At 58.9% G+C, this 18,900-nt stretch carries 19 protein-coding genes; 7 read left to right on the top strand and 12 right to left on the bottom strand.

The genetic code is table 11. From position 1 onward, the window contains the following. Window positions 1-2: 2 nt before the first annotated feature. The 4 genes from ACR0BU_RS07520 to bcoG form a co-directional block, all read right to left on the bottom strand. On the bottom strand, window positions 3-764 hold the full coding sequence (locus tag ACR0BU_RS07520) for an SDR family oxidoreductase (RefSeq protein ID WP_299075805.1): 762 nt from the start codon (window positions 762-764) through the stop codon (window positions 3-5). After that, the gene (locus ACR0BU_RS07525) at window positions 761-2,227 is read right to left on the bottom strand and encodes a carnitine 3-dehydrogenase (RefSeq protein ID WP_299075808.1); all 1,467 of its coding nucleotides are present in this window, start codon (window positions 2,225-2,227) and stop codon (window positions 761-763) included. The genes ACR0BU_RS07520 and ACR0BU_RS07525 overlap by 4 nt, the downstream gene beginning before the upstream one ends. An 8-nt stretch (window positions 2,228-2,235) precedes the next feature. Beyond that, entirely contained in the window at window positions 2,236-2,565 is a 330-nt protein-coding gene (locus ACR0BU_RS07530; RefSeq protein WP_298934811.1) for a hypothetical protein, read from the bottom strand. 62 nt (window positions 2,566-2,627) lie between these two features. Then, window positions 2,628-3,542, bottom strand: a complete 915-nt coding sequence (bcoG, locus tag ACR0BU_RS07535; RefSeq protein ID WP_480735761.1) for a 3-dehydrocarnitine:acetyl-CoA trimethylamine transferase BcoG — start codon at window positions 3,540-3,542, stop codon at window positions 2,628-2,630. Window positions 3,543-3,674: 132 nt separating this feature from the next. Between bcoG and ACR0BU_RS07540 the strand changes: the two genes are divergently transcribed. Continuing rightward, on the top strand, window positions 3,675-4,661 hold the full coding sequence (locus ACR0BU_RS07540; protein WP_480735763.1) for a GlxA family transcriptional regulator: 987 nt from the start codon (window positions 3,675-3,677) through the stop codon (window positions 4,659-4,661). Window positions 4,662-4,730: 69 nt separating this feature from the next. On the opposite strand, the gene ACR0BU_RS07545 is transcribed toward ACR0BU_RS07540, so the two are convergent. From ACR0BU_RS07545 to ACR0BU_RS07555, 3 genes are read right to left on the bottom strand one after another with little or no spacing between them, the layout of a single operon-like run. Continuing rightward, a complete protein-coding gene (locus ACR0BU_RS07545; protein WP_480735764.1) occupies window positions 4,731-5,777 on the bottom strand; it encodes an aldo/keto reductase in 1,047 nt (348 codons plus the stop codon). Window positions 5,778-5,814: 37 nt separating this feature from the next. Further along, a complete protein-coding gene (locus ACR0BU_RS07550) occupies window positions 5,815-6,273 on the bottom strand; it encodes a DNA polymerase III subunit chi (protein WP_480735824.1) in 459 nt (152 codons plus the stop codon). Between the two features lie 4 nt (window positions 6,274-6,277). After that, window positions 6,278-7,756, bottom strand: coding sequence for a leucyl aminopeptidase (locus ACR0BU_RS07555; protein WP_480735766.1), 1,479 nt, complete (start codon window positions 7,754-7,756; stop codon window positions 6,278-6,280). A gap of 229 nt (window positions 7,757-7,985) precedes the next feature. Here ACR0BU_RS07555 and lptG point away from each other — a divergent pair, with 229 nt between their 5' ends. The 5 genes from lptG to rsmA all read left to right on the top strand — a co-directional run bounded on the left by lptG (window position 7,986) and on the right by rsmA (window position 14,375). Then, window positions 7,986-9,086 (top strand): LPS export ABC transporter permease LptG, encoded by a 1,101-nt coding sequence (gene lptG / locus ACR0BU_RS07560; RefSeq protein ID WP_299075828.1) that lies wholly within the window; start codon window positions 7,986-7,988, stop codon window positions 9,084-9,086. Further along, entirely contained in the window at window positions 9,086-11,242 is a 2,157-nt protein-coding gene (locus ACR0BU_RS07565) for an LPS-assembly protein LptD (protein WP_480735768.1), read from the top strand. The genes lptG and ACR0BU_RS07565 overlap by 1 nt, the downstream gene beginning before the upstream one ends. Further along, entirely contained in the window at window positions 11,233-12,486 is a 1,254-nt protein-coding gene (locus ACR0BU_RS07570; protein WP_480735770.1) for a peptidylprolyl isomerase, read from the top strand. The genes ACR0BU_RS07565 and ACR0BU_RS07570 overlap by 10 nt, the downstream gene beginning before the upstream one ends. Further along, window positions 12,483-13,448, top strand: a complete 966-nt coding sequence (gene pdxA, locus ACR0BU_RS07575; RefSeq protein WP_480735771.1) for a 4-hydroxythreonine-4-phosphate dehydrogenase PdxA — start codon at window positions 12,483-12,485, stop codon at window positions 13,446-13,448. Before ACR0BU_RS07570 ends, pdxA begins: the two co-directional genes overlap by 4 nt. Window positions 13,449-13,532: 84 nt before the next feature. Beyond that, window positions 13,533-14,375, top strand: a complete 843-nt coding sequence (rsmA, locus tag ACR0BU_RS07580; protein ID WP_480735773.1) for a 16S rRNA (adenine(1518)-N(6)/adenine(1519)-N(6))-dimethyltransferase RsmA — start codon at window positions 13,533-13,535, stop codon at window positions 14,373-14,375. A 64-nt stretch (window positions 14,376-14,439) separates the two neighbouring features. Here the strand turns inward: rsmA and ACR0BU_RS07585 are convergent, their stop codons facing one another. From ACR0BU_RS07585 to prfA, 3 genes are all read right to left on the bottom strand, one after another. Further along, window positions 14,440-15,027, bottom strand: a complete 588-nt coding sequence (locus tag ACR0BU_RS07585) for a DUF4167 domain-containing protein (protein ID WP_298934801.1) — start codon at window positions 15,025-15,027, stop codon at window positions 14,440-14,442. A 237-nt stretch (window positions 15,028-15,264) separates the two neighbouring features. After that, window positions 15,265-16,110 carry a peptide chain release factor N(5)-glutamine methyltransferase gene (prmC, locus tag ACR0BU_RS07590; protein WP_480735774.1) on the bottom strand — a complete coding sequence of 282 codons (846 nt, stop codon included), beginning with the start codon at window positions 16,108-16,110 and terminating at the stop codon, window positions 15,265-15,267. Beyond that, window positions 16,107-17,162, bottom strand: coding sequence for a peptide chain release factor 1 (gene prfA, locus ACR0BU_RS07595; RefSeq protein WP_298934984.1), 1,056 nt, complete (start codon window positions 17,160-17,162; stop codon window positions 16,107-16,109). Before prfA ends, prmC begins: the two co-directional genes overlap by 4 nt. A 62-nt stretch (window positions 17,163-17,224) precedes the next feature. Here prfA and ACR0BU_RS07600 point away from each other — a divergent pair, with 62 nt between their 5' ends. Next, window positions 17,225-17,527 carry a hypothetical protein gene (locus tag ACR0BU_RS07600; protein WP_480735776.1) on the top strand — a complete coding sequence of 101 codons (303 nt, stop codon included), beginning with the start codon at window positions 17,225-17,227 and terminating at the stop codon, window positions 17,525-17,527. Here ACR0BU_RS07600 and ACR0BU_RS07605 read toward each other — a convergent pair. Both ACR0BU_RS07605 and speB read right to left on the bottom strand, forming a co-directional pair. After that, on the bottom strand, window positions 17,459-17,857 hold the full coding sequence (locus tag ACR0BU_RS07605) for a DUF1499 domain-containing protein (protein ID WP_480735777.1): 399 nt from the start codon (window positions 17,855-17,857) through the stop codon (window positions 17,459-17,461). The genes ACR0BU_RS07600 and ACR0BU_RS07605 overlap by 69 nt on opposite strands. Window positions 17,858-17,925: 68 nt before the next feature. Continuing rightward, window positions 17,926-18,873: an agmatinase gene (gene speB / locus ACR0BU_RS07610; protein WP_480735779.1), complete on the bottom strand. Its 948-nt coding sequence runs from the start codon at window positions 18,871-18,873 to the stop codon at window positions 17,926-17,928. Between the last annotated feature and the right edge of the window lie 27 nt (window positions 18,874-18,900).

Consider the following 18,900-nt stretch of genomic DNA (forward strand, 5'->3'; position numbering starts at 1 on the left):
GCCTAGAGCTTCGGGTCAGGATTGACCGTGTGACCATCCACCGCGATCACCTGGCCCGACACCAGCCGCGCCGCGTCTGAGGCCAGGAACACGGCCATATTGGCAATGTCCTGTGCCTCGACAAACCGGCCCATCGACGTACCCGAGGCATACCCCGCATATACCTGATCCCGGGTCATGCCCTTGGCGGCGGCTTCACGCTGCAAAACACCTTCCATGCGGGGGCCTTCGACCGAGCCCGGGCAGATCACGTTGCATCGCACACCGTGCGGCCCAAGCTCCATTGCCAAGGTTTTTCCCAGCCCCACCATGCCCCATTTCGCTGCTGCATAAGGCGCGCGATTGGGATATCCGTACTGGCCTGCGGTCGACGCCGTGATCAACACAGCGCCACGGCCCTGTCGCTTCAACATCGGGGTGGCGTGCTTCGCGCATAAGAATGCGCCTTCAAGATTGACAGAAAGGCAATTTTTCCAATCTGTTAAGCTCACATCCTCAACCAACGCCGTCGGCCCCGCTATACCGGCGTTTGCGCATAGCGCATCCAACCCGCCCCATTTGGCGTCAATCGCTTCAAACATTCCGGCAACTGCGGATTCATCCGACACATCAACCTCTGCCGTCATCCAGTCAGAGGGGCAATCGGCGAGCCTTTGTGGATCCACATCCGCCACCCAGACCTGCCATCCAGCCGCATCAAAAGCCTCGGCCATCGCCCGCCCAACACCCGAGGCGCCTGCGGTGATCAGTACACGTCCGCTCATGCGGGTTTCCGGATCGCAGCCCCGGCCCCTTCGGGATACGGCAATCCAGCTTGTGCCTTGGCAACCCGTGCCATTGCGGCCTCGATCTCTGCCGATGGCGCGCTGGGGCGGCGGGTTTCCAAGCTGACATGCAACAGGAAGCTTTCACCGGTCGCCAGCAGTTTGTCACCTTCAAACATGCTGTGGAACACGTGCAGCTTCTTACCGGCCCCCAGCAGCATCTGGGTCCGCACCTCGATCTTCGCGCCCGCCCGGACCTCATCAACATAGCGGATATGGTTTTCCGCAGTGAAATAGCTGCCGCCCGAGGCAATATAGTCGGCGTCACAGCCGAGTATCTCCATGAACCGGTCTGTCGCCGCGGCAAACGCTTCAAGATACCGCGCCTCATTCATGTGGCCGTTGTAATCCGTCCAGTCCAGTGGCACGGCGCGCGCCAGCGTCAGGATCGGCTGGCTCAGGTCAGCTTGCTCCAGCGTCGGCAACACCCCGGGTTTCAGCGTCAGGTCATGCTGGTTCAGCACCGCGCCCGCGCCCCAGTTCTGCGCCTTGAGCGCGCGCATCATGCCGACAAGATTGTTGTCCCTAATACGTTCCAGCTCGCGGATCGAATGCATCCCCGATTGCGCATCGGATTGATCGGCGATCATATCGACCAGATCGTCGGTGAACTCGGGCACATCCATCAGCTTGGTCCAGGGCCATTGCAACGCCGGGCCAAACTGCGCCATGAAATGCCGCATCCCGGCCTCGCCCCCGGCCACGCGGTAGGTCTCGAAAAGGCCCATCTGCGCCCAGCGGATGCCAAACCCCATGCGGATGGCCTCGTCGATCTCTTCGGTCGTGGCGACACCGTCTTTGACCAACCACAAGGCCTCACGCCAGACAGCCTCGAGGAACCGGTCGGCAATATGTGCATCGATTTCCTTCTTCACGTGTAGCGGGAAGAACCCGACCGAGGTCAACAGGTCTTTTGCCCGTTGGATCATCTCGGGTGGGTTTACTTCTGTCGGCACCACTTCGATCAACGGCAACAGGTAAACCGGGTTGAACGGATGCGTGACCACAATCTGTTCGGGCCGCAACGCCCCGTCCTGCAACTCGGACGGTTTGAACCCGCTGGTTGAAGACCCAATGATGGCATCTGGATCACATGCCTCTTGCAAACCCTTGTAGACCTTCAGCTTCAGATCCAGACGTTCCGGCACGCTTTCTTGAATCCAACTGGCGCCGGACACGGCCTCAGCCATGTCATCATGAAAGGTCAGCGTCCCTTCGGGCGGCAAAGGCACGTCGCTGAGCCCCGGCAAAGACCGGCGCGCGTTGTCCAGAACCTCAAGGATCTTACGCTCCGCCTCAGGATCAGGGTCGAACACCCGCACATCCCAGCCGTTCAGCAGAAAACGGGCGGCCCATCCGCCACCGATCACGCCACCACCAATGATTGCTGCTGTATTTGTCATACTGTCCTCTAATCGATACAGATCGTCTGCAGGCGCCCGGCTTCATCCAGATGCGAAATACATCCGAATTGCGGCGTGACCGCGCTGCATTGTTTTGTGTCTGACAGGCAGAAACCGGCACAATCGGATGCCTTTTCGCAGGTCTTGCCTGCACCCGGCAGCGGCAGGAAGCAGACATAGCTGCGCGCCCGGCCGGCGATTTCATAGGTACCGCCTTTGGCCTCGCATACCCGTTTGTCCGACGCATCAGACGTACCGACACCCGGCTGATTGTCGGTCTGACAACTTGCCTGAACCGCGAAGCACAGTAAAAGCATCGTCGCTGAGATCAAACGCATGTTCAGATCCTTACGCCACCGCTGTCGCCGGTCAGCTTTTCCATTCGGCACCTTGCAGGTGCTCAGTTTTTGGGCGCCCGCTTGGCCAAACCCAGTTTCTCACGCACCTCTTGCGGCCCAATGACCCGCGCGCCCATGTTTTCGATGATGTTTCCGGCCCGTTCGACGAGCTGCCAATTTTCGGCCAGCACACCTTTTTCCAGCCACAGGTTGTCTTCCAAACCAACCCGCACGTTACCACCGGCCAGAACCGAGGCCGCCACGTAAGCCATCTCATTGCGCCCCAAAGAAAACGCACTGAAGGTCCAGTCTTCAGGCACGTTGTTCACCATCGCCATGAAAGTGTTCAGATCATCCGGCGCGCCCCATGGCACGCCCATGCACAGCTGCACCAGCGCGTTTGGCTCCAGAATGCCCTCTTTCACCAGTTGTTTGGCAAACCAAAGATGGCCCGTATCAAAAGCTTCGATCTCGGGCTTCACGCCCAGATCAGTCATCATCTGCCCCATCGCGCGCAAGGCACCCGGCGTGTTGGTCATCACATAGTCGGCTTCGGCAAAATTCATCGTGCCGCAGTCCAACGTGCAAATCTCGGGCAGGCATTCGGCCACATGCGCCACGCGCTCGGTCGCCCCAACCAGATCGGTTCCCGCCTCGGCCAGTGGCAGCGGGCTTTCGACACCGCCAAAGACCATATCTCCGCCCATGCCCGCTGTCAGGTTCAGGACGGCGTCCACTTCGGCATCCCGAATGCGATCAGTGACTTCGCGATACAGCGCCAAATCACGCGAGGGTGCGCCGGTTTCAGGATTGCGCACATGGCAATGCACCACCGCGGCACCAGCCTTGGCCGCAGCAATCGCACTGTCGGCGATTTGCTTCGGCGAGCGCGGCACATGAGGGCTGCGGTCCTGCGTCCCGCCCGAGCCCGTAACGGCACAGGTGATGAAGACTTCGCGGTTCATTTCCAGAGGCATGGCGTTTTCCCCAAGTTATACCCGGTTTTGTCATGGGTTTTCCCCAGACTTCTCCCCGGATTCCGATTTGCGTCAGTGCCAACTCTGGCGCAGCCTTAGGCAAACAACTTGGCAATATGCGAATCAGACTTGATGAAATCCGCAAAAAACATACTTCAGCCCGAACATCGCGCCCTGAAAACGGCGGTGCTGGTTCTTGATGAATGCAACACGCTTAGCTTTGCCTCGGCGGTTGACCCGATGCGCGCCGCCAACCGACTGGCGGACCGACCCGCGTTCGATTGGGATTATGTGACCGCTACGGCGGAACCGGCGATGCTGACCAGCGCGCTAAGCGTTCCGGGCACTCCGCTTGCCCGATTGCAAAGCTGCGATCTGATGATCGTGGTCGCGGGGTTCCAATTGGCGCGCCACGCCACGCCCAGCCTGCTGGCCGGCTTGCGGCGCATCGCAGCCGCCGGGGCCACCATGGCCGGGATTGACGGCGGCCCCTGGCTGCTGGCCGAAGCCGGTCTTCTGGACGGTCACCCCGCCACAACCCATTGGGAAGATTTGGATAATTTCGCCGCCCGCTTCCCCGAAGTCGACATGCGCCCCGACCGGTTCACTGTCTCCGAAGGGCGCCTGACCTCTGGCGGTGCCATTCCGGCCGTCGAGATGATGTTGCATATTATCGCAGCCCGACACGGCGCCGGTTTCGCGGCCCGCGTCTCGGGGCTGTTCCTCTACGAAGGCGCGCCCGAACCGTCGAAACCGCAAAGCCGCACGGGTCTGCCCCATCGCCATACAGCGCTGACCGCCCGCGCGAACACGCTGATGGAATCCTCGCTGGACGATCCGCTGGCGCTGTCCGATATCGCCTCAAACCTGGGCACCAGCCCCCGCACCTTGCAACAGCAATTCCGCCTGCGCCTGAACACGACACCGCAGGATCACTATCTGCAACTTCGTCTGGCCGAAGCGCGTCGTCTGGTCACCGATACGAATATGCCTCTGATGGATGTCGCCATGGCCACCGGCTTTGTATCGCAATCCAGCTTTGCCCGCGCATTTCGCACAGCGCACGGTCAGTCGGCCCGGGACTTGCGGCAAAAACACACGCAAGCCACCCATCACTGACTGGCCCCCTTCATCTGACCAAGCAATATCCCCGGGGCATCACCGTAGGTGACGGAGCAGAGCCCTGCCTTAGTAGGGCATCGGATGCGCCTTATGGGCGGCACCGATCTCGGCCAGGACGTCTTTTGACAACTCCAGATCAGCCCCTGCCAGAATGTGCTCCAACTGGCTCACCGTCGTGGCCCCAAAAATCGCGGACATCATGAAGGGGCGTGACCGGCACCAGGCCAGCGCCATATGCGTCGGGTCCAGACCATGTCGCGCGGCAATCTCAAGATAAGCCGCGACCGCACCGAAGACGCGTTCGTATTTGCGCCCGCCCATCTCGGGAACCAGCGACATTCGAGAGCCTTCGGGCACCGCTCCGTCCTGATACTTACCCGTCAGAAACCCGGCGGCGAGCGGGGAGAACGCCAACAATCCCACATCCTCGTGCATGCTGAGTTCAGCCATATCCGTGTCATAGAGACGGCACAGAAGCGAGTATTCATTCTGAACCGATGCCACACGCGGCCCGCCGGTTTCCTCTGCCAGTCGCAGCCATCGCGCCGTGCCCCAGGCGCTTTCGTTCGAAAGACCAAAGGCGCGAATAGTTCCCCTGTCTACCTCTGCCTGCAACGCCTCAAGACACTCCTGCATGTTGTCGACAACTTCGTCGGTATTGTGGCCGGTTGGCGCATAGCTCCAGTTCTGTCGAAACATATAGCTGCCGCGATTGGGCCAGTGAAACTGATACAGATCGATGCAATCTGTCTGCAGTCGCCGCAGCGACCCTTCAATCGCCTCGGGGATCGTCTGACCCGAGATCGGCGCCCCGTCTCGGGCATGCGAAAACCCCGCCCCCGAGTGTTTGGTGGCCAGAACATAGCTGTCCCGGCGCGCCGCATTGGCGGCGTTCCAATTGCCAAGGATTTCTTCGGTGCGCCCAACGGTTTCTTTCGAGATCGGGTTCACCGGATACATTTCGGCCGCATCGACAAAGTTGATCCCGGCCTCAAGCGCCATGTCCATCTGTTGATGCGCGTCTGCCTCGGACGTTTGGGTGCCAAACGTCATGGTTCCAAGACACAGATCCGACACCATGATCCCAGCGCGGCCCAAAGGCTTCATTTCCATCCGTCACTCTCCTGAAAATACGTTCGAAGACAAAGCGCTATGCCTCGGCCTTCTTTTCCCACCGCCCCGACTCCTCGGACCAGTATTTCGCAGAACATCCCGCATCAGTCAGATCTTTCCACTGACCCCGCGCCTGCCTAACGGCCTGGTCGTCATTGCCGTCGAACAGGATACAAACCCGCTCAAGCGCCCCAACCTCGCTGGGATCAACCACTGCGCCGTCGACCGCCATGACACAGGCCGGATCATTGGCGGCTTCGGCCTCAGTCGTCAGCAATATGGGTTGTGCCTGGTCATGTGGCCCACCGGCACGGCCATGCGGCAGAAATCCCTCTTCGGGTCCCAGCCACAGTTTTTCATCCAGCCAATCCAACCGTGCAGGGTCGGTGCCCCGCACGGCAATCCGCCACCCGGCCTGCCGCGCCTTGTCCAACAGGGCCGGCAAGGTCCGCTCTAACGGCTGGCGGGTCAGGTGATAGAAATAGACTGCCCCCATCAGATTATTCTTCATCGGTCTCGAAATTGTCCTGCACGAAGCGGCTTAGCGCACGCACGCCCCAGCCAGTCGCCCCTTTGGGCGCGTAAGACGTCTCTGTGGTGACCGAGGCGACACCCGCAATGTCCAGATGAATCCAAGGCGTTTCTTCTTTGACAAAGCGTTGGAGGAACTGCGCAGCCGTGATCGATCCCGCCGGTCGGCCACCCACGTTCTTCATGTCGGCAATACGCGACTTTAACAGCTTGTCATACCCGGCGCCCAGCGGCATCCGCCACGCGCCTTCATCTTCTACCTTGGCGGATTTCAGGAATGCATCACAGAACGTATCGTTGTTCGAAAACACACCGGCATTCTCGTGCCCCAGACCGATGATCACCGCGCCGGTCAGTGTTGCCAGATCGATCATGCCAACCGGTTCGAACCGCTCCTGCGCGTACCACATGACATCACACAGAACCAAACGGCCTTCGGCGTCGGTATTAATAACCTCGACCGTATCGCCCTTCATCGACGTCACCACATCACCGGGACGTGTTGCGTTACCTGAGGGCATGTTTTCTACCAGCCCGACCAGCCCGACCACATTGGCTTTGGCCTTGCGCTTGGCCAGGGCCCGCATAGTGCCGGCCACCACACCCGCACCGCCCATATCCATGGTCATGTCTTCCATGCCGCCTGCAGGCTTCAGCGAGATGCCACCGGTATCGAACACGACACCCTTGCCGACCAGCGCGAGCGGGGCATCGCCCTTGTCTCCGCCTTTCCAGTGCATGACAACGACTTTTGACGGGCTATCCGAGCCCTGCCCGACGCATAACAGCGTGCGCATGCCAAGCTCTGCCAATTTATCTTCTTCCAGAACTTCGACCTCAAGGCCAAGATCTTTCATCTCGGCCAGGCGATCTGCAAACTCGGTGGTGGTCAGAACATTCGCAGGCTCGTTGGTCAGATCCCGCGTCATCCGTACACCATCCGCGATTGCGTATAGAGGTGCGAACGCTGCCTTGGCTTCTTCGTGTTTCGAGTGGCCGATGGTCACCGCCCCAGCACCGTCGCTTTCCTTGGTTTTATGCGCGTCAAAGTCGTAGCTGCGCAGGGCAATCCCCATCGCAAGATGTTCGACATGCACCTGATTTCCCGCCATCACCAATATATCTTTGCTGCCCGCCAGTTTGGCCACGGCGGCACCGGCTTTACGCGCTTCGTCATGTTCGGGGCGGCGCGGCAGAACCAGAACGTCCAATGCCTCAGCCGCCATACCCGCGGGCCAAGCCAGAGAGATCACGTCGCCTGATTTGGACTTCCCAAATTTCTCACTTTCCACCAGCCGTGCAACAGCGCCTTTGGTCAACCGGTTCGCGCGGCGCGCAGCCGGGCTCATTTTACCGTCCGACGGAATAATGATCACGACGCGCCCTTCGGCCTGCGCCATTGCGTCTACGTCGAAGGCCTGAAAATGGATCGGTACAAGACTGCTCATTGCAAACTCCTCAAAATCTGTTCCCCAAGACCTAGCCTGCGCTGCCCAACTTGACCAGATAGCAGTTTTCCCCGTCTCGCAATTGCATTAAGGTCCCGAAAAAATAACCGGCGGGCTCGGGGGAGAATGAAGTGGCACCAAACGGCAGGCATAGGCCGTCGCGCATTGTCAAATGCGTGGTCGATTCCGGCCTGAACCCCCACTTCACAAGCTTAACGAGGGCACGCCCGTGATCCTCGATCGTTACTTCGCCCGTCGATTTCTGCAGAGTTTTCTGGTCATAGGAGCCATTTTCCTGACCCTGATGATTCTGATCGATCTGATCGAACAGGTGCGCCGCTTTAACGATGTTGATTTGTCCTTTGGACGTTTGCTGCACTTGACCCTGCTGAACACCCCGGCCGCAATCAGCGAAATGCTGCCTTTGCTGGTCATTTTGTCCACAATCGCTCTGTTTGTTGGGCTGGCGCGTACATCTGAACTGGTGGTGACCCGCGCCACGGGCCGGTCCGGCATCCGTGCGCTGGTGGCCCCTGTCCTGCTGGCGCTGACCATCGGTGCGCTTGCCGTGGCATTGCTGAACCCGATCGCAGCGGCCACTTCTGAAGAATTTCAGCGCCTGTCCGATTCCTATCGCAACAATGGCAGTTCTGCGCTGTCGATCAGCAGCGAGGGTCTTTGGCTGCGGCAAAGTGCTGAAAACGGTCAGGCTGTGATTCACGCCCGTGGCACCTCGAATGGAGATACGCTGGGTCTGAATGACGTGACCATCATTACTTTTGCCCCCGATGGCAAACCAACTCAACAAATCATCGCTGACCGAGCCGAGCTGCAGGATGGAAAATGGGTGTTGTCGCAAGCGAAAATCTGGACGCTGCAGGATGGGCAGAACCCAGAATTCAACTCGGTGGCGCATGACCGGTTAGAGCTGCCAACATCACTTACGCGCGAACGCATTCTGGATACTCTTGGGCAACAAGACTCGGTCTCGGTCTATGACCTCCCACAGCTGATATCGGATCTGCGCGAGGCCGGGTTTTCGACCAAACAATACGAAGTCTGGCTCCAGGCCCAACTGGCCCGCCCCTTCTTCCTGGTCGCAATGGTCTTGATCGGAGCAGCCTTCACCATGCGCCATGTCCGTTTCGGTGGTACGGGAATTGCCGTGCTGACGGCCGTTCTGTTGGGCTTTGGTATCTATTTCATCCGCAATTTTGCGCAAATTCTCGGGGAAAACGGACAATTGCCCATCTATGTCGCTGCCTGGGCGCCGCCCTTTGCCGCAATCTTACTGGCTCTCGGCTTGCTCTTACATGCGGAGGATGGCTGATGCGGCACATTGTTGCTCTGCTGCTGACAAGCGCAATTGCCTTGTCGGTTCCCGATGGCCTTGTTGCGCAAACGACAACGCTGCAGGCGCAAGGATCGCAGGAACAGCAGGAACCGGCTCTTCTGGTCGCCGACAAGGTGTTCATCACCTCAGATCGCGCCCTTGTGGCCGAGGGCAATGTCGAGGCGTTCCAGGGCGACATCAAATTGTCTGCGAGGCGCGTTGTCTACAACCGGGAAACCGGCGAGCTGACACTGGAAGGCCCCATTCGCATCGATCAGGGTGGTCGGTCCACGGTTCTTGCCGATTCCGCCCAGCTAGACAGCGGCATTCAAAACGGCCTGCTGATCGGCGCGCGGATGGTGTTTGACCAGCAAGTTCAAATTGCGTCGGTGCAAGCGAAAAGGGCATCGGGCCGCTATACGCAATTCAGTAAGGTCTCGGCTACCTCATGTCATGTCTGCGACAATGGGAAGCCGCCGCTGTGGCAAATTCGGGCCCGCAAGGTCACGCATGATCAGCTGGAACGACAACTCTATTTCGAAGGCGCGCAGCTTAGGGTGCTGGACTATCCGGTATTCTATTTCCCTTACCTGCGCCTGCCTGATCCGACACTGGACCGCGCGACAGGCTTTCTGGTCCCGTCGATCCGGACAACCTCGCAGTTGGGCACAGGGGTGCAGGTCCCGTATTTCTTCAAGCTGGGAGATCACAAGGACCTGACGCTGACGCCCTACCTCTCGCCCAAAACCACAACACTGGGCTATCGATACCGTCAGGCGTTTGTGAACGGCCGCATCCAGATCGAAGGCGCCTATACACGAGATGATGTGCAGCAGGACCAGGACCGCGGCTATCTGTTTGCCAACGGCTGGTTCACCCTGAAGAACGACTACCGTTTTACCTTCAATCTTCAGACCGCGTCGGACGATGCATATCTTGCCGATTACGGCCTCCCGGATCTGGATCGCCTGCGCAGCGAAATTGCGTTAGAACGGATCAAACGCGACACAGCGTTCAGAACCAGTCTCATTCACTACAAAACCCTGCGCGACAGCGAAAATCAGGACGAGATTCCGTCGCGCGTGTTTGATCTGAACTACCAGAAACGCTTTTTTCCAAGCACACTTGGGGGCGAAGTCCGGCTGAGCTTTATCGGTCATGCCCATGAACGCACCAGCGACGAAGATGTCGTCGGGCGGGACATAGCCCGGGCAACGTTTGATGCAGAGTGGTTGCGCAGCTGGACCTTTGCCTCGGGCCTGCGGGCAGATGCCCGGCTTGGGGCGTCGATTGACACGTTCAACATTCGCCACGACAGCAACTTTCCCACGGAAGTCACCCGTTCGACCCCGCGCGCGGCCCTCACCCTGCGCTATCCGATGACCCGGCGTGAGAAATCCGGCGCGACCCAATTCCTTGAACCGATTGCGCAATTTGGCTGGACAGATGTTTCTGACACCGACGTCCCCAATGACGAAAGCACCTTTCAAGACTTCGATCAGGGCAACCTACTATCGCTGTCACGGTTCCCCGCAGAAGACCAACGAGAAGATGGTGCGACAGCGGTCGTGGGCCTCAATTGGGCCCGGTATGCTGCAAATGGCTGGCAGGCGCTGGCTACGGTTGGTCAGGTGTTCCGGGCGGATGCCGATCCGAATTTCAATCTGACGTCCGGATTACAAGGCACATCCTCAGACCTGTTGTTGGCGGGCCAGATCCGCACTGCCAATGGCTGGTCACTTGCCGGGCGCGGCTTGTTGGATAGCGATCTGAGTTTTGTCAAAGCCGAGGTTCGCGGCGCTTGGGAGAAAGATGGTGCCGGCGTGTCAGGCAGTTACATCTGGCAAGAAACAGACCCCGCTGAAAATGCTACCGACGAGATCTCTGAGATTTGGCTGCTTGGGCGGTACCCAATCGATCAAAACTGGCTAACAGAAGCCGAAGCTCGCTATGATTTCGCCGAATCCGAACCCATCCGCCTTGGGCTCGGTGTGACCTACCAGAACGAATGCGTTCAGGTTAACATGTCCGTAACGCGACGCTTTACTTCAACATCAACTATTGAGCCTTCGACCGAATTCGGCTTTACCCTGTCGCTGACAGGTTACGCCCTCGAAGGTGGTGGCAAAACATACAAGAGAAAATGCAGTTGATATCAGGTTTCTTCAGGTTTCTTCGTTCCGGTTGGCTTAAACCGGTTGCTCCGGCTTTGATCGCCGCGTCGCTTAGCTTCGTTGCGCCGCATGTCAGTGCCCAAGGTTTGTTCTCACCTGCGATACGCGTCAATCAGGACATCGTCACGTGGTACGAATTGGACCAAAGGCTTCAGTTTCTGACCGTGCTGGGCATTCCCGGCGGCTCGGATGAGGAAGTCCGACAGGCTTTGATCGATGACAGGTTGCGTAAACAAGCGATGAACGAGGCTGGAATTCAGGTTGCCCCCGAAGATGTGCAATTGGGAATCGATGAATTTGCAGCGCGCGGACAATTGACGACAGAACAATTCCTGCAACTGCTCGGCGAGGCCGGCGTTGCACCTGAAACCGTTCGGGACTTCGTGGCAGATCAATTGTCCTGGCGCGACTACATCAGTTCTCGCTACCTGTCTCAGGCCCGCCCGACGCAAGACGAAATCAACCGCGCTTTGGGACAGGCAGGTGGTGGCGGGCTGCAAGTTTTGTTGTCCGAGATCATTATTCCCGTAAACCCCCAAACTTTGGCCCAGACCGAGCTTTTGGCAGAAGAAATTGCCCAATTACAGGGGTTTGATGCGTTTTCTGCCGCAGCCGCGCAATATTCCGCAGCGTCCACTCGCGACAATGGCGGACGCCTGGATTGGCTCAATATCTCCAACCTGCCACCTGCGCTGCAACCGGTGATTCTGGGCCTGCAGAATGGCGAGGTCACTGATCCGATCTCTCTGCCAAATGCCGTCGCTCTGTTTCAGCTACGTGGTCTACGCGAAGTTGCAACAGGCGCACCCAGATACTCCAAGATCGACTACGCCATTTACTACCTGCCCGGCGGCCGCAGCGCCGACACGCTGGCAACTGCTGCGCGGTTGAAAGAAGAGATCGACACTTGCGATGACCTCTATGGCATCGCGAAGGATCAGCCGCGCGAGGTTCTGGATCGCATCGACGCAGCCCCGTCCGAGATTCCGCGCGATGTGGCCGTCGAACTGGCCAAACTTGACCGAAACGAAGTGTCGACAACGCTAACCCGCAACAATGGCCAAACGCTGGTGTTCCTGATGCTGTGCAACCGAACTCGCGACCTGGGTGAAGACACGTCACGCGAAGATGTGGCCAATGCCCTGACCCAGCAGCGCCTGCAAGCATTTGCCGACAGCCTGCTGGAACAGCTACGGGCCGACGCAACCATCACCGAGCAATGACGGCTCCTATCGCGCTTAGCTGCGGTGATCCGGCTGGAATCGGCCCGGAAGTCGCAGCTAAAGCGTGGAATCACCTGCGTGACGCCTGCCCGTTTGTCTATATCGGCGATGCCGCTCACCTGCCGGATGAAACGCCCACGCAAGTGATCGAAGACCCGTCGCAAGCGTCACGAGTCAGTTCAACCGCCTTGCCAGTGCTGCAACTAGAGTTCCCGTCCGCGAACAGACCCGGCGATCCTGATCCAGCAAACGCACCGTCGGTCATTGATGCCATCGAACAGGGGGTTGCTTTGGTGCAATCCGGCAAAGCTTCGGCGCTGTGCACCGCCCCGATCCATAAAAAGGCGCTCATCGACGGGGCCGGGTTCGCCTATCCCGGCCATACCGAGTTTCTCGCTGCGCTGGCCGGGCGTAACCGCGTGGTGATGATGCTCGCCAGCGATCAGCTGCGCGTGGTTCCTGCGACCATCCACATTCCCTTGTCACGCGTTCCTCAGGAACTCACCCCGGAGGTGTTGCGCGAAACTATCGCGATCACCGCTGAAGGCCTGCGGCAGTATTTCGGCATCCCTCACCCGCGACTTGCCGTCGCTGGTTTGAACCCCCATGCCGGCGAGGGAGGCAAAATGGGCACCGAGGAGCTGGACTGGATATCACCGCTGCTGGTGGGCCTGAACAGCGACCACTACACGGTTACCGGCCCGCTGCCTGCGGACACTATGTTCCACAGCGCCGCCCGCACCCGCTATGACGCGGCGATTGCGATGTATCACGATCAGGCCCTGATCCCGATCAAAACGCTGGATTTTGACCGCGGTGTCAATGTGACGCTGGGTCTGCCCTTCATACGCACCTCACCTGACCACGGCACTGCACTGGATATCGCGGGAAAAAACATCGCCAACCCCACCAGCCTGATCGAAGCTCTGAAACTCGCCCAACGGATGGCAAAGACCCCTTGATCCTTCATCTGGCCAAAAATATCCCCGCCGGAGGCAAAAAACCTCTGGCACCACGCTGCCTTTCCGCGCCACGGTAGTCGGATCATGAGCGCCATCGACACACTTCCCCCATTGCGCGAGGTTATCGCGTCACACCAACTGTCCGCCCGCAAGTCGCTGGGTCAGAACTTTTTGCTGGACCTCAACCTGACTGCCAAGATCGCGCGCCAGGCCGGTGATTTGCAAGACTGCGATGTTCTGGAAATCGGCCCAGGCCCCGGAGGTCTGACGCGCGGCTTGTTGTCCGAAGGCGCGCGCAAGGTTGTCGCCGTGGAAAAAGACACCCGGTGTATTGCCGCCTTGAATGACATTGCCGCGGCCTATCCCGGCAAGCTTGAGGTGATCAACGGTGATGCGCTGGAAATCGATCCTCTGGCTCATCTGACGCCGCCGATCCGGGTCGCAGCCAACCTGCCATACAATGTCGGAACCGAGCTTTTGGTGCGTTGGCTGACACCACCAGAATGGCCCCCGTTCTGGCAAAGCCTGACGCTGATGTTCCAACGCGAGGTGGCCGAGCGCATCGTTGCCCAACCCGGCAGTAAAGCCTACGGGCGTCTGGCCATTCTTGCCCAGTGGCGCGCCGAGGCGCGTATTGCCATGTCCCTGCCGCCGGGCGCGTTCACTCCGCCGCCCAAAGTCTCCAGCTCGGTCGTTCATCTGACTGCCCTGCCCGAGCCGCGCTATCCGGCAGATGCCGCCACTTTGTCCCGCACAGTCGCCGCCGCCTTCAACCAGCGGCGTAAGATGCTGCGCGCGTCCCTGAAGGGCGTCGCCCCGGACATCGAAGACCGCTTGGTCGCCGCCGGTATCAAGCCTACAGACCGGGCCGAGCAAATCTCGCTCGAAGCGTTTTGTGCATTGGCCCGCGAAATTCAAAAAACCTGACACAGTAAAAAGAAAACCCCGGCGCATATACCGGGGTTTCTTAAATCAGATCCTTTTGGGCTGACTATTCAGCAGCCTCGGGCGTATCACCATTGTCACCGGTCGTTTCCGGTTTGGGTGCCGGTTTCGGCTTGCGGGCGCGAGGTTTGCGCGCTGGCTTTTCCTTGCGCTCTGGCGCCTCGGAACCTTCTGCAGGCGCATTGCCCTGGCTTTCGGGGGTTTCGACCAGCCCGCTTTCAGGCGCAGCTGCCTCGGACCCGAAATCCATGACGTCGGGCTGCGGCGTCTCGGCCGGATCAGACTGACGGGCGGCTTCGCGTTCCTGACGCTCGGCGCGTTCACGATCGCGTTCTGCCTGGCGTTCGCGGTTCTGTCGCTCCTGCTCTTCGCGGCGCGCTTCCATCTCTTTCTGTGCTTCGCTGAGCAATCGCAAGTAATGCTCAGCATGTTGCTGAAAGTTCTCGGCCGCAACACGGTCATTGCTCAGCTGGGCATCGCGCGCCAACTGATTGTACTTATCTATGATTTGCTGCGGTGTGCCACGCACCTTTCCTTCCGGACCCGAGCTGTCAAAAACCCGGTTTACGACGTTGCCGCCAGAAGGACGATTGCGGTTATTCTTGGCCCGCGAGCGGGATTTGGAAGATCTCATCTACTTTACGTCAGCCTTGTCATTCGCTGTCGATCAACCCGTACCTTACGCTGCTCAGAGGCTTGTGCCGTAACGCGTCATCGACTTTTTGGGCTTGGCGTCAGGGGCGCGCTGAAACAGCGTCTACCTCGCCGACTAATCCTGAGTAAACATGTCCTGCGCGCGCAGACAAGAGGATTCTCGGAATTTTCTCAGCTTTTTTACCGAGATCGGCGTTTTTCGGCCTCAGTTTTGCGTTTACCCTGGCATTCTGGCACCAACCACGCGGTCGCGCCTATCCAGATCGGGGATTATCCGGATGTCAGTCAGACCTGACGCATCCAACAGGGCGGACACTTGCGCTGCCTGTGTGGGGCCAATTTCGACCAATATACGCCCACCAGGCATCAGAAAGTCAGGCGCGCCTGCGGCGATGTGGCGATACGCACCCAACCCATCGCCCTCGTCCGTCAAAGCCAACCGGGGTTCATGCTCACGAACCTCCGGCGATAATTCGTTCATCTCGGCCAGCGATATATAGGGCGGGTTCGACACGATCAGATCAAACACGTCGTTAACGCCGTCAAACCAATTGGATTTGCGAATATCGATCCGCTCCTGAACATTGTGTTTCACGGCATTTGCGCTGGCCTGCAGGCAGGCGGCTTCGCTCACATCTACACCCACACCTGTTGCACTGGTACGCTCGGCCAGCAAAGTGACCAGGATACAGCCTGAGCCTGTTCCCAGGTCCAAAACATGATCAAAAGGCTCGCTCAGCGCCGCCTCTACCAAGGCCTCGGTCTCAGGCCTTGGGTCCAAAACATCACTGCTGACGCGGAATCCGCGCCCATAGAATTCGCGTTCGCCCAATAGATGCGAAACCGGCACCCGGATAGCGCGCAGCGAGATCAACTGATCATAACGCTCAGAAATCTCAGGCGACAGTTCTTCGGGCGCGATCAGCGTCACACGGCTGGCTTCTATCCGGGCGGCATGAGCCAGCAACACACGCGCATCCCGCGCCGGATCGTCCACACCAGCTGCGCGCAGCCGCGCCGTTGCGGCCACCATCGCCTGCGCGGCTGTCTGCATTCCTGTCATTGCGCCATCTCAGCAAGCAAACGCGCCTGATCGTCGGCGGTCAGCGCGTCAATCACCTCATCCAGATCGCCCTGCATCACCTGATCCAGCTTATAAAGCGTCAGGTTGATACGGTGATCTGTCATGCGGCCTTGCGGAAAATTATAGGTTCTGATGCGCTCGGACCGATCACCCGACCCCACCTGACTGGCCCGATCGGCCGAACGTTCGCTGTCGATCCGCTGACGTTCCTGATCATAAAGGCGTGTTTTCAGCACTTGCATGGCAATTTCACGGTTGCGGTGCTGCGACTTCTCGGAACTGGTCACCACCAGACCACTGGGCAAATGCGTGATCCGCACCGCCGAATCGGTGGTGTTCACATGTTGCCCGCCAGCGCCTGACGATCGCATCGTATCGATCCGGATGTCATTGGCGTCGATCTGGATGTCTACGTCTTCCGCCTCGGGCAGGACGGCAACCGTCGCGGCCGAGGTATGAATGCGCCCGCCGCTTTCGGTTTCAGGCACCCGCTGCACCCGGTGCACGCCGGATTCGTACTTCATCCGGGCAAAGACATTTTCGCCTTTGATATGGGCCACAACCTCTTTGATACCACCCAGATCAGAGGCCTGTTCCTCGATGATCTCGAATTTCCAGCCGCGCGCCTCGGCATAGCGCTGATACATCCGCAGCAAATCTCCGGCAAACAGAGCGGCCTCATCCCCGCCGGTTCCGGGCCGGATTTCCAGCATCGCTGGCCGGGCATCCGCGGCATCTTTGGGTAAAAGCACCAGTTGCAGCGCATGTTCTGCCTCCGGGATACGCGACTGCAACGCAGGAATCTCTTCCTCGGCCAGTTCTTTCATATCCGGGTCGGTCAGCATAGCCTCGGCATCGGCCAGATCGGTGACCAGCTGACGCCAGGCCATGATCTGATCGACCACCGGTTTCAGATCAGAATACTCTTTCGCCAGCGTCGCGATGTCTCCGCCCGAGGCACCATCGGCCATGGCTGCTTCGAGGTATTGAAAACGCTGGGTGATCTGTTCAAGTCGTTCTTCGGGGATCATCCGGGCGGTGTCTATCAATCCGGGGCTATGGTCAAGGCCCCGCCTTATGCTAACCTGATCATATGAAACGGCTCATTCTAGCCCTGACCCTTTGCGCAACCCCTGCCTTGGCCGATGTATTTGGCCCCGGAGGCAAGGTTCAGGATTGCTATTGCACTGACAAATCCGGCAGCCGGATCGAATTGGGTGAGATGATCTGTCTGCAGGTCGATGGGCGCATGTTCACAGCGCAGTGTCAGATGTCCCTGAACGTCCCCATGTGGCGCGAGGTTCAGGAAGGGTGTTTGTCGTCAGGGCTAGAACAAAGCAAGCCACCCGTCGACCCGGTGTCGATTGACGTCAAAATCCTTCCGGCCAAAACGTAACCGGCCATGGATGCGTAGAATGTCACCGTCCTGCTGCACCGTCGTGTAGTCGGGAAAGCCGATCCACTTTGTGCGCGTGACGTACGTGATCATCCCCTCATCGACCGAACCGGCCAGAACCGAGGTGCGTGGTGAAACACGCGCGATTTTGTCCAACTGAGCCAGACCGTCAGGGCCTGTTTCTGCCAAACGGTAGACGCCGCCCTTCATGTCGCGGTTTACGTCACCGTTCGGGGGCACATGCCAAAGATCGGGATCAGATGGGGCAAGGCGGATATAGCCACCGACCAAAATGACCAACGCGACCAGCAGCCAGATCATATATTTCATTGCCCCATACCTTCTTTGACCCAAAGCCTAGCTGCTACGAACAGTCAAACAAGCCATTGCGACGGCCCCTACCGCAACGTCACGCCGGGAAGAATGCACAACATCTCGAACAACAGATTGGCGGCCGTCAGCGCCGTGTTTCCCGACGGATCATACGGCGGAGATACTTCGACCAAGTCGCAGCCCACCACATTGACCCCACCCAGGGCATGGATCAGTTGCAAGGCCTGAGGCGTTGTAAGCCCGCCAATCTCCGGTGTGCCGGTGCCCGGGGCAAAGGACGGGTCCAGACTGTCAATATCATAGGTGATATAGACCGGATGATCGCCGATCGTTTTGCGGATTGTCGAGCCAATCTGGGTCAGGTTCTGCTGCCACAACTCCCACGCCGGGAACTGACGAAAACCCCAGCCCTTGGCCTCGGTAAAGTCAGACGCCGCATAACCGGACCCTCGGATGCCGATCTGAAAGGTCTTGTCAGGCACAATCAGTTGCTCTTCGTAAGCGCGGCGAAACACGGTGCCGTGGGTCTCACGCTCGCCAAACATTTCATCATTTACATCCGCATGGGCGTCTACATGGACCAGCGCCACGGGCCCGTGTTTTGCAGCTATCGCCCGCAGGATCGGCAGGGTGATCGAATGGTCACCACCCATGGCAACCGGCGTGACGCCTTTCGCCAGAATGGCATCATAGCTTTCCTTGATGATCTTCAGACTGTCCGCCAACGAAAACGTATTGATCGCCAGATCGCCAATATCGGCAATCTGAAGCTTATCAAATGGTGCTGCGGATGTGGCCATGTTGTACGGCCGGATCATCGCGCTTTCAGACCTGATCTGCTTTGGTCCAAACCGCGTCCCGGACCGCCACGAGGTACCTATATCCATCGGGATGCCCAGAACCGCGACATCCAACCCGACAAGCGAGGCCGCCTGAGGCAAGCGCATAAAGGTATTCGGCCCCGAAAAACGGGCCAGATCATTGCCGCTGATCGGTTGGTTGAAATCTGTCATGCCTGTTGTCTCTCCCATCCGGTCACT

Source organism: Ruegeria sp. CK2, assembly GCF_056536585.1.

Coding starts and splice junctions, on each gene's coding strand:
- speB (WP_480735779.1), bottom strand. CDS start 18,873: ATGACAGATTTCAACCAACCGATCAGCGGCAATGATCTGGCCCGTTTT.
- rsmA (WP_480735773.1), top strand. CDS start 13,533: ATGAGCGCCATCGACACACTTCCCCCATTGCGCGAGGTTATCGCGTCA.
- ACR0BU_RS07545 (WP_480735764.1), bottom strand. CDS start 5,777: ATGGAAATGAAGCCTTTGGGCCGCGCTGGGATCATGGTGTCGGATCTG.
- ACR0BU_RS07555 (WP_480735766.1), bottom strand. CDS start 7,756: ATGAGCAGTCTTGTACCGATCCATTTTCAGGCCTTCGACGTAGACGCA.
- ACR0BU_RS07565 (WP_480735768.1), top strand. CDS start 9,086: ATGCGGCACATTGTTGCTCTGCTGCTGACAAGCGCAATTGCCTTGTCG.
- ACR0BU_RS07600 (WP_480735776.1), top strand. CDS start 17,225: ATGAAACGGCTCATTCTAGCCCTGACCCTTTGCGCAACCCCTGCCTTG.
- ACR0BU_RS07570 (WP_480735770.1), top strand. CDS start 11,233: ATGCAGTTGATATCAGGTTTCTTCAGGTTTCTTCGTTCCGGTTGGCTT.
- ACR0BU_RS07550 (WP_480735824.1), bottom strand. CDS start 6,273: ATGGGGGCAGTCTATTTCTATCACCTGACCCGCCAGCCGTTAGAGCGG.
- ACR0BU_RS07530 (WP_298934811.1), bottom strand. CDS start 2,565: ATGCGTTTGATCTCAGCGACGATGCTTTTACTGTGCTTCGCGGTTCAG.
- bcoG (WP_480735761.1), bottom strand. CDS start 3,542: ATGCCTCTGGAAATGAACCGCGAAGTCTTCATCACCTGTGCCGTTACG.
- ACR0BU_RS07520 (WP_299075805.1), bottom strand. CDS start 764: ATGAGCGGACGTGTACTGATCACCGCAGGCGCCTCGGGTGTTGGGCGG.
- ACR0BU_RS07525 (WP_299075808.1), bottom strand. CDS start 2,227: ATGACAAATACAGCAGCAATCATTGGTGGTGGCGTGATCGGTGGCGGA.
- pdxA (WP_480735771.1), top strand. CDS start 12,483: ATGACGGCTCCTATCGCGCTTAGCTGCGGTGATCCGGCTGGAATCGGC.
- ACR0BU_RS07585 (WP_298934801.1), bottom strand. CDS start 15,027: ATGAGATCTTCCAAATCCCGCTCGCGGGCCAAGAATAACCGCAATCGT.
- prmC (WP_480735774.1), bottom strand. CDS start 16,110: ATGACAGGAATGCAGACAGCCGCGCAGGCGATGGTGGCCGCAACGGCG.
- prfA (WP_298934984.1), bottom strand. CDS start 17,162: ATGATCCCCGAAGAACGACTTGAACAGATCACCCAGCGTTTTCAATAC.
- ACR0BU_RS07540 (WP_480735763.1), top strand. CDS start 3,675: ATGAAATCCGCAAAAAACATACTTCAGCCCGAACATCGCGCCCTGAAA.
- ACR0BU_RS07605 (WP_480735777.1), bottom strand. CDS start 17,857: ATGAAATATATGATCTGGCTGCTGGTCGCGTTGGTCATTTTGGTCGGT.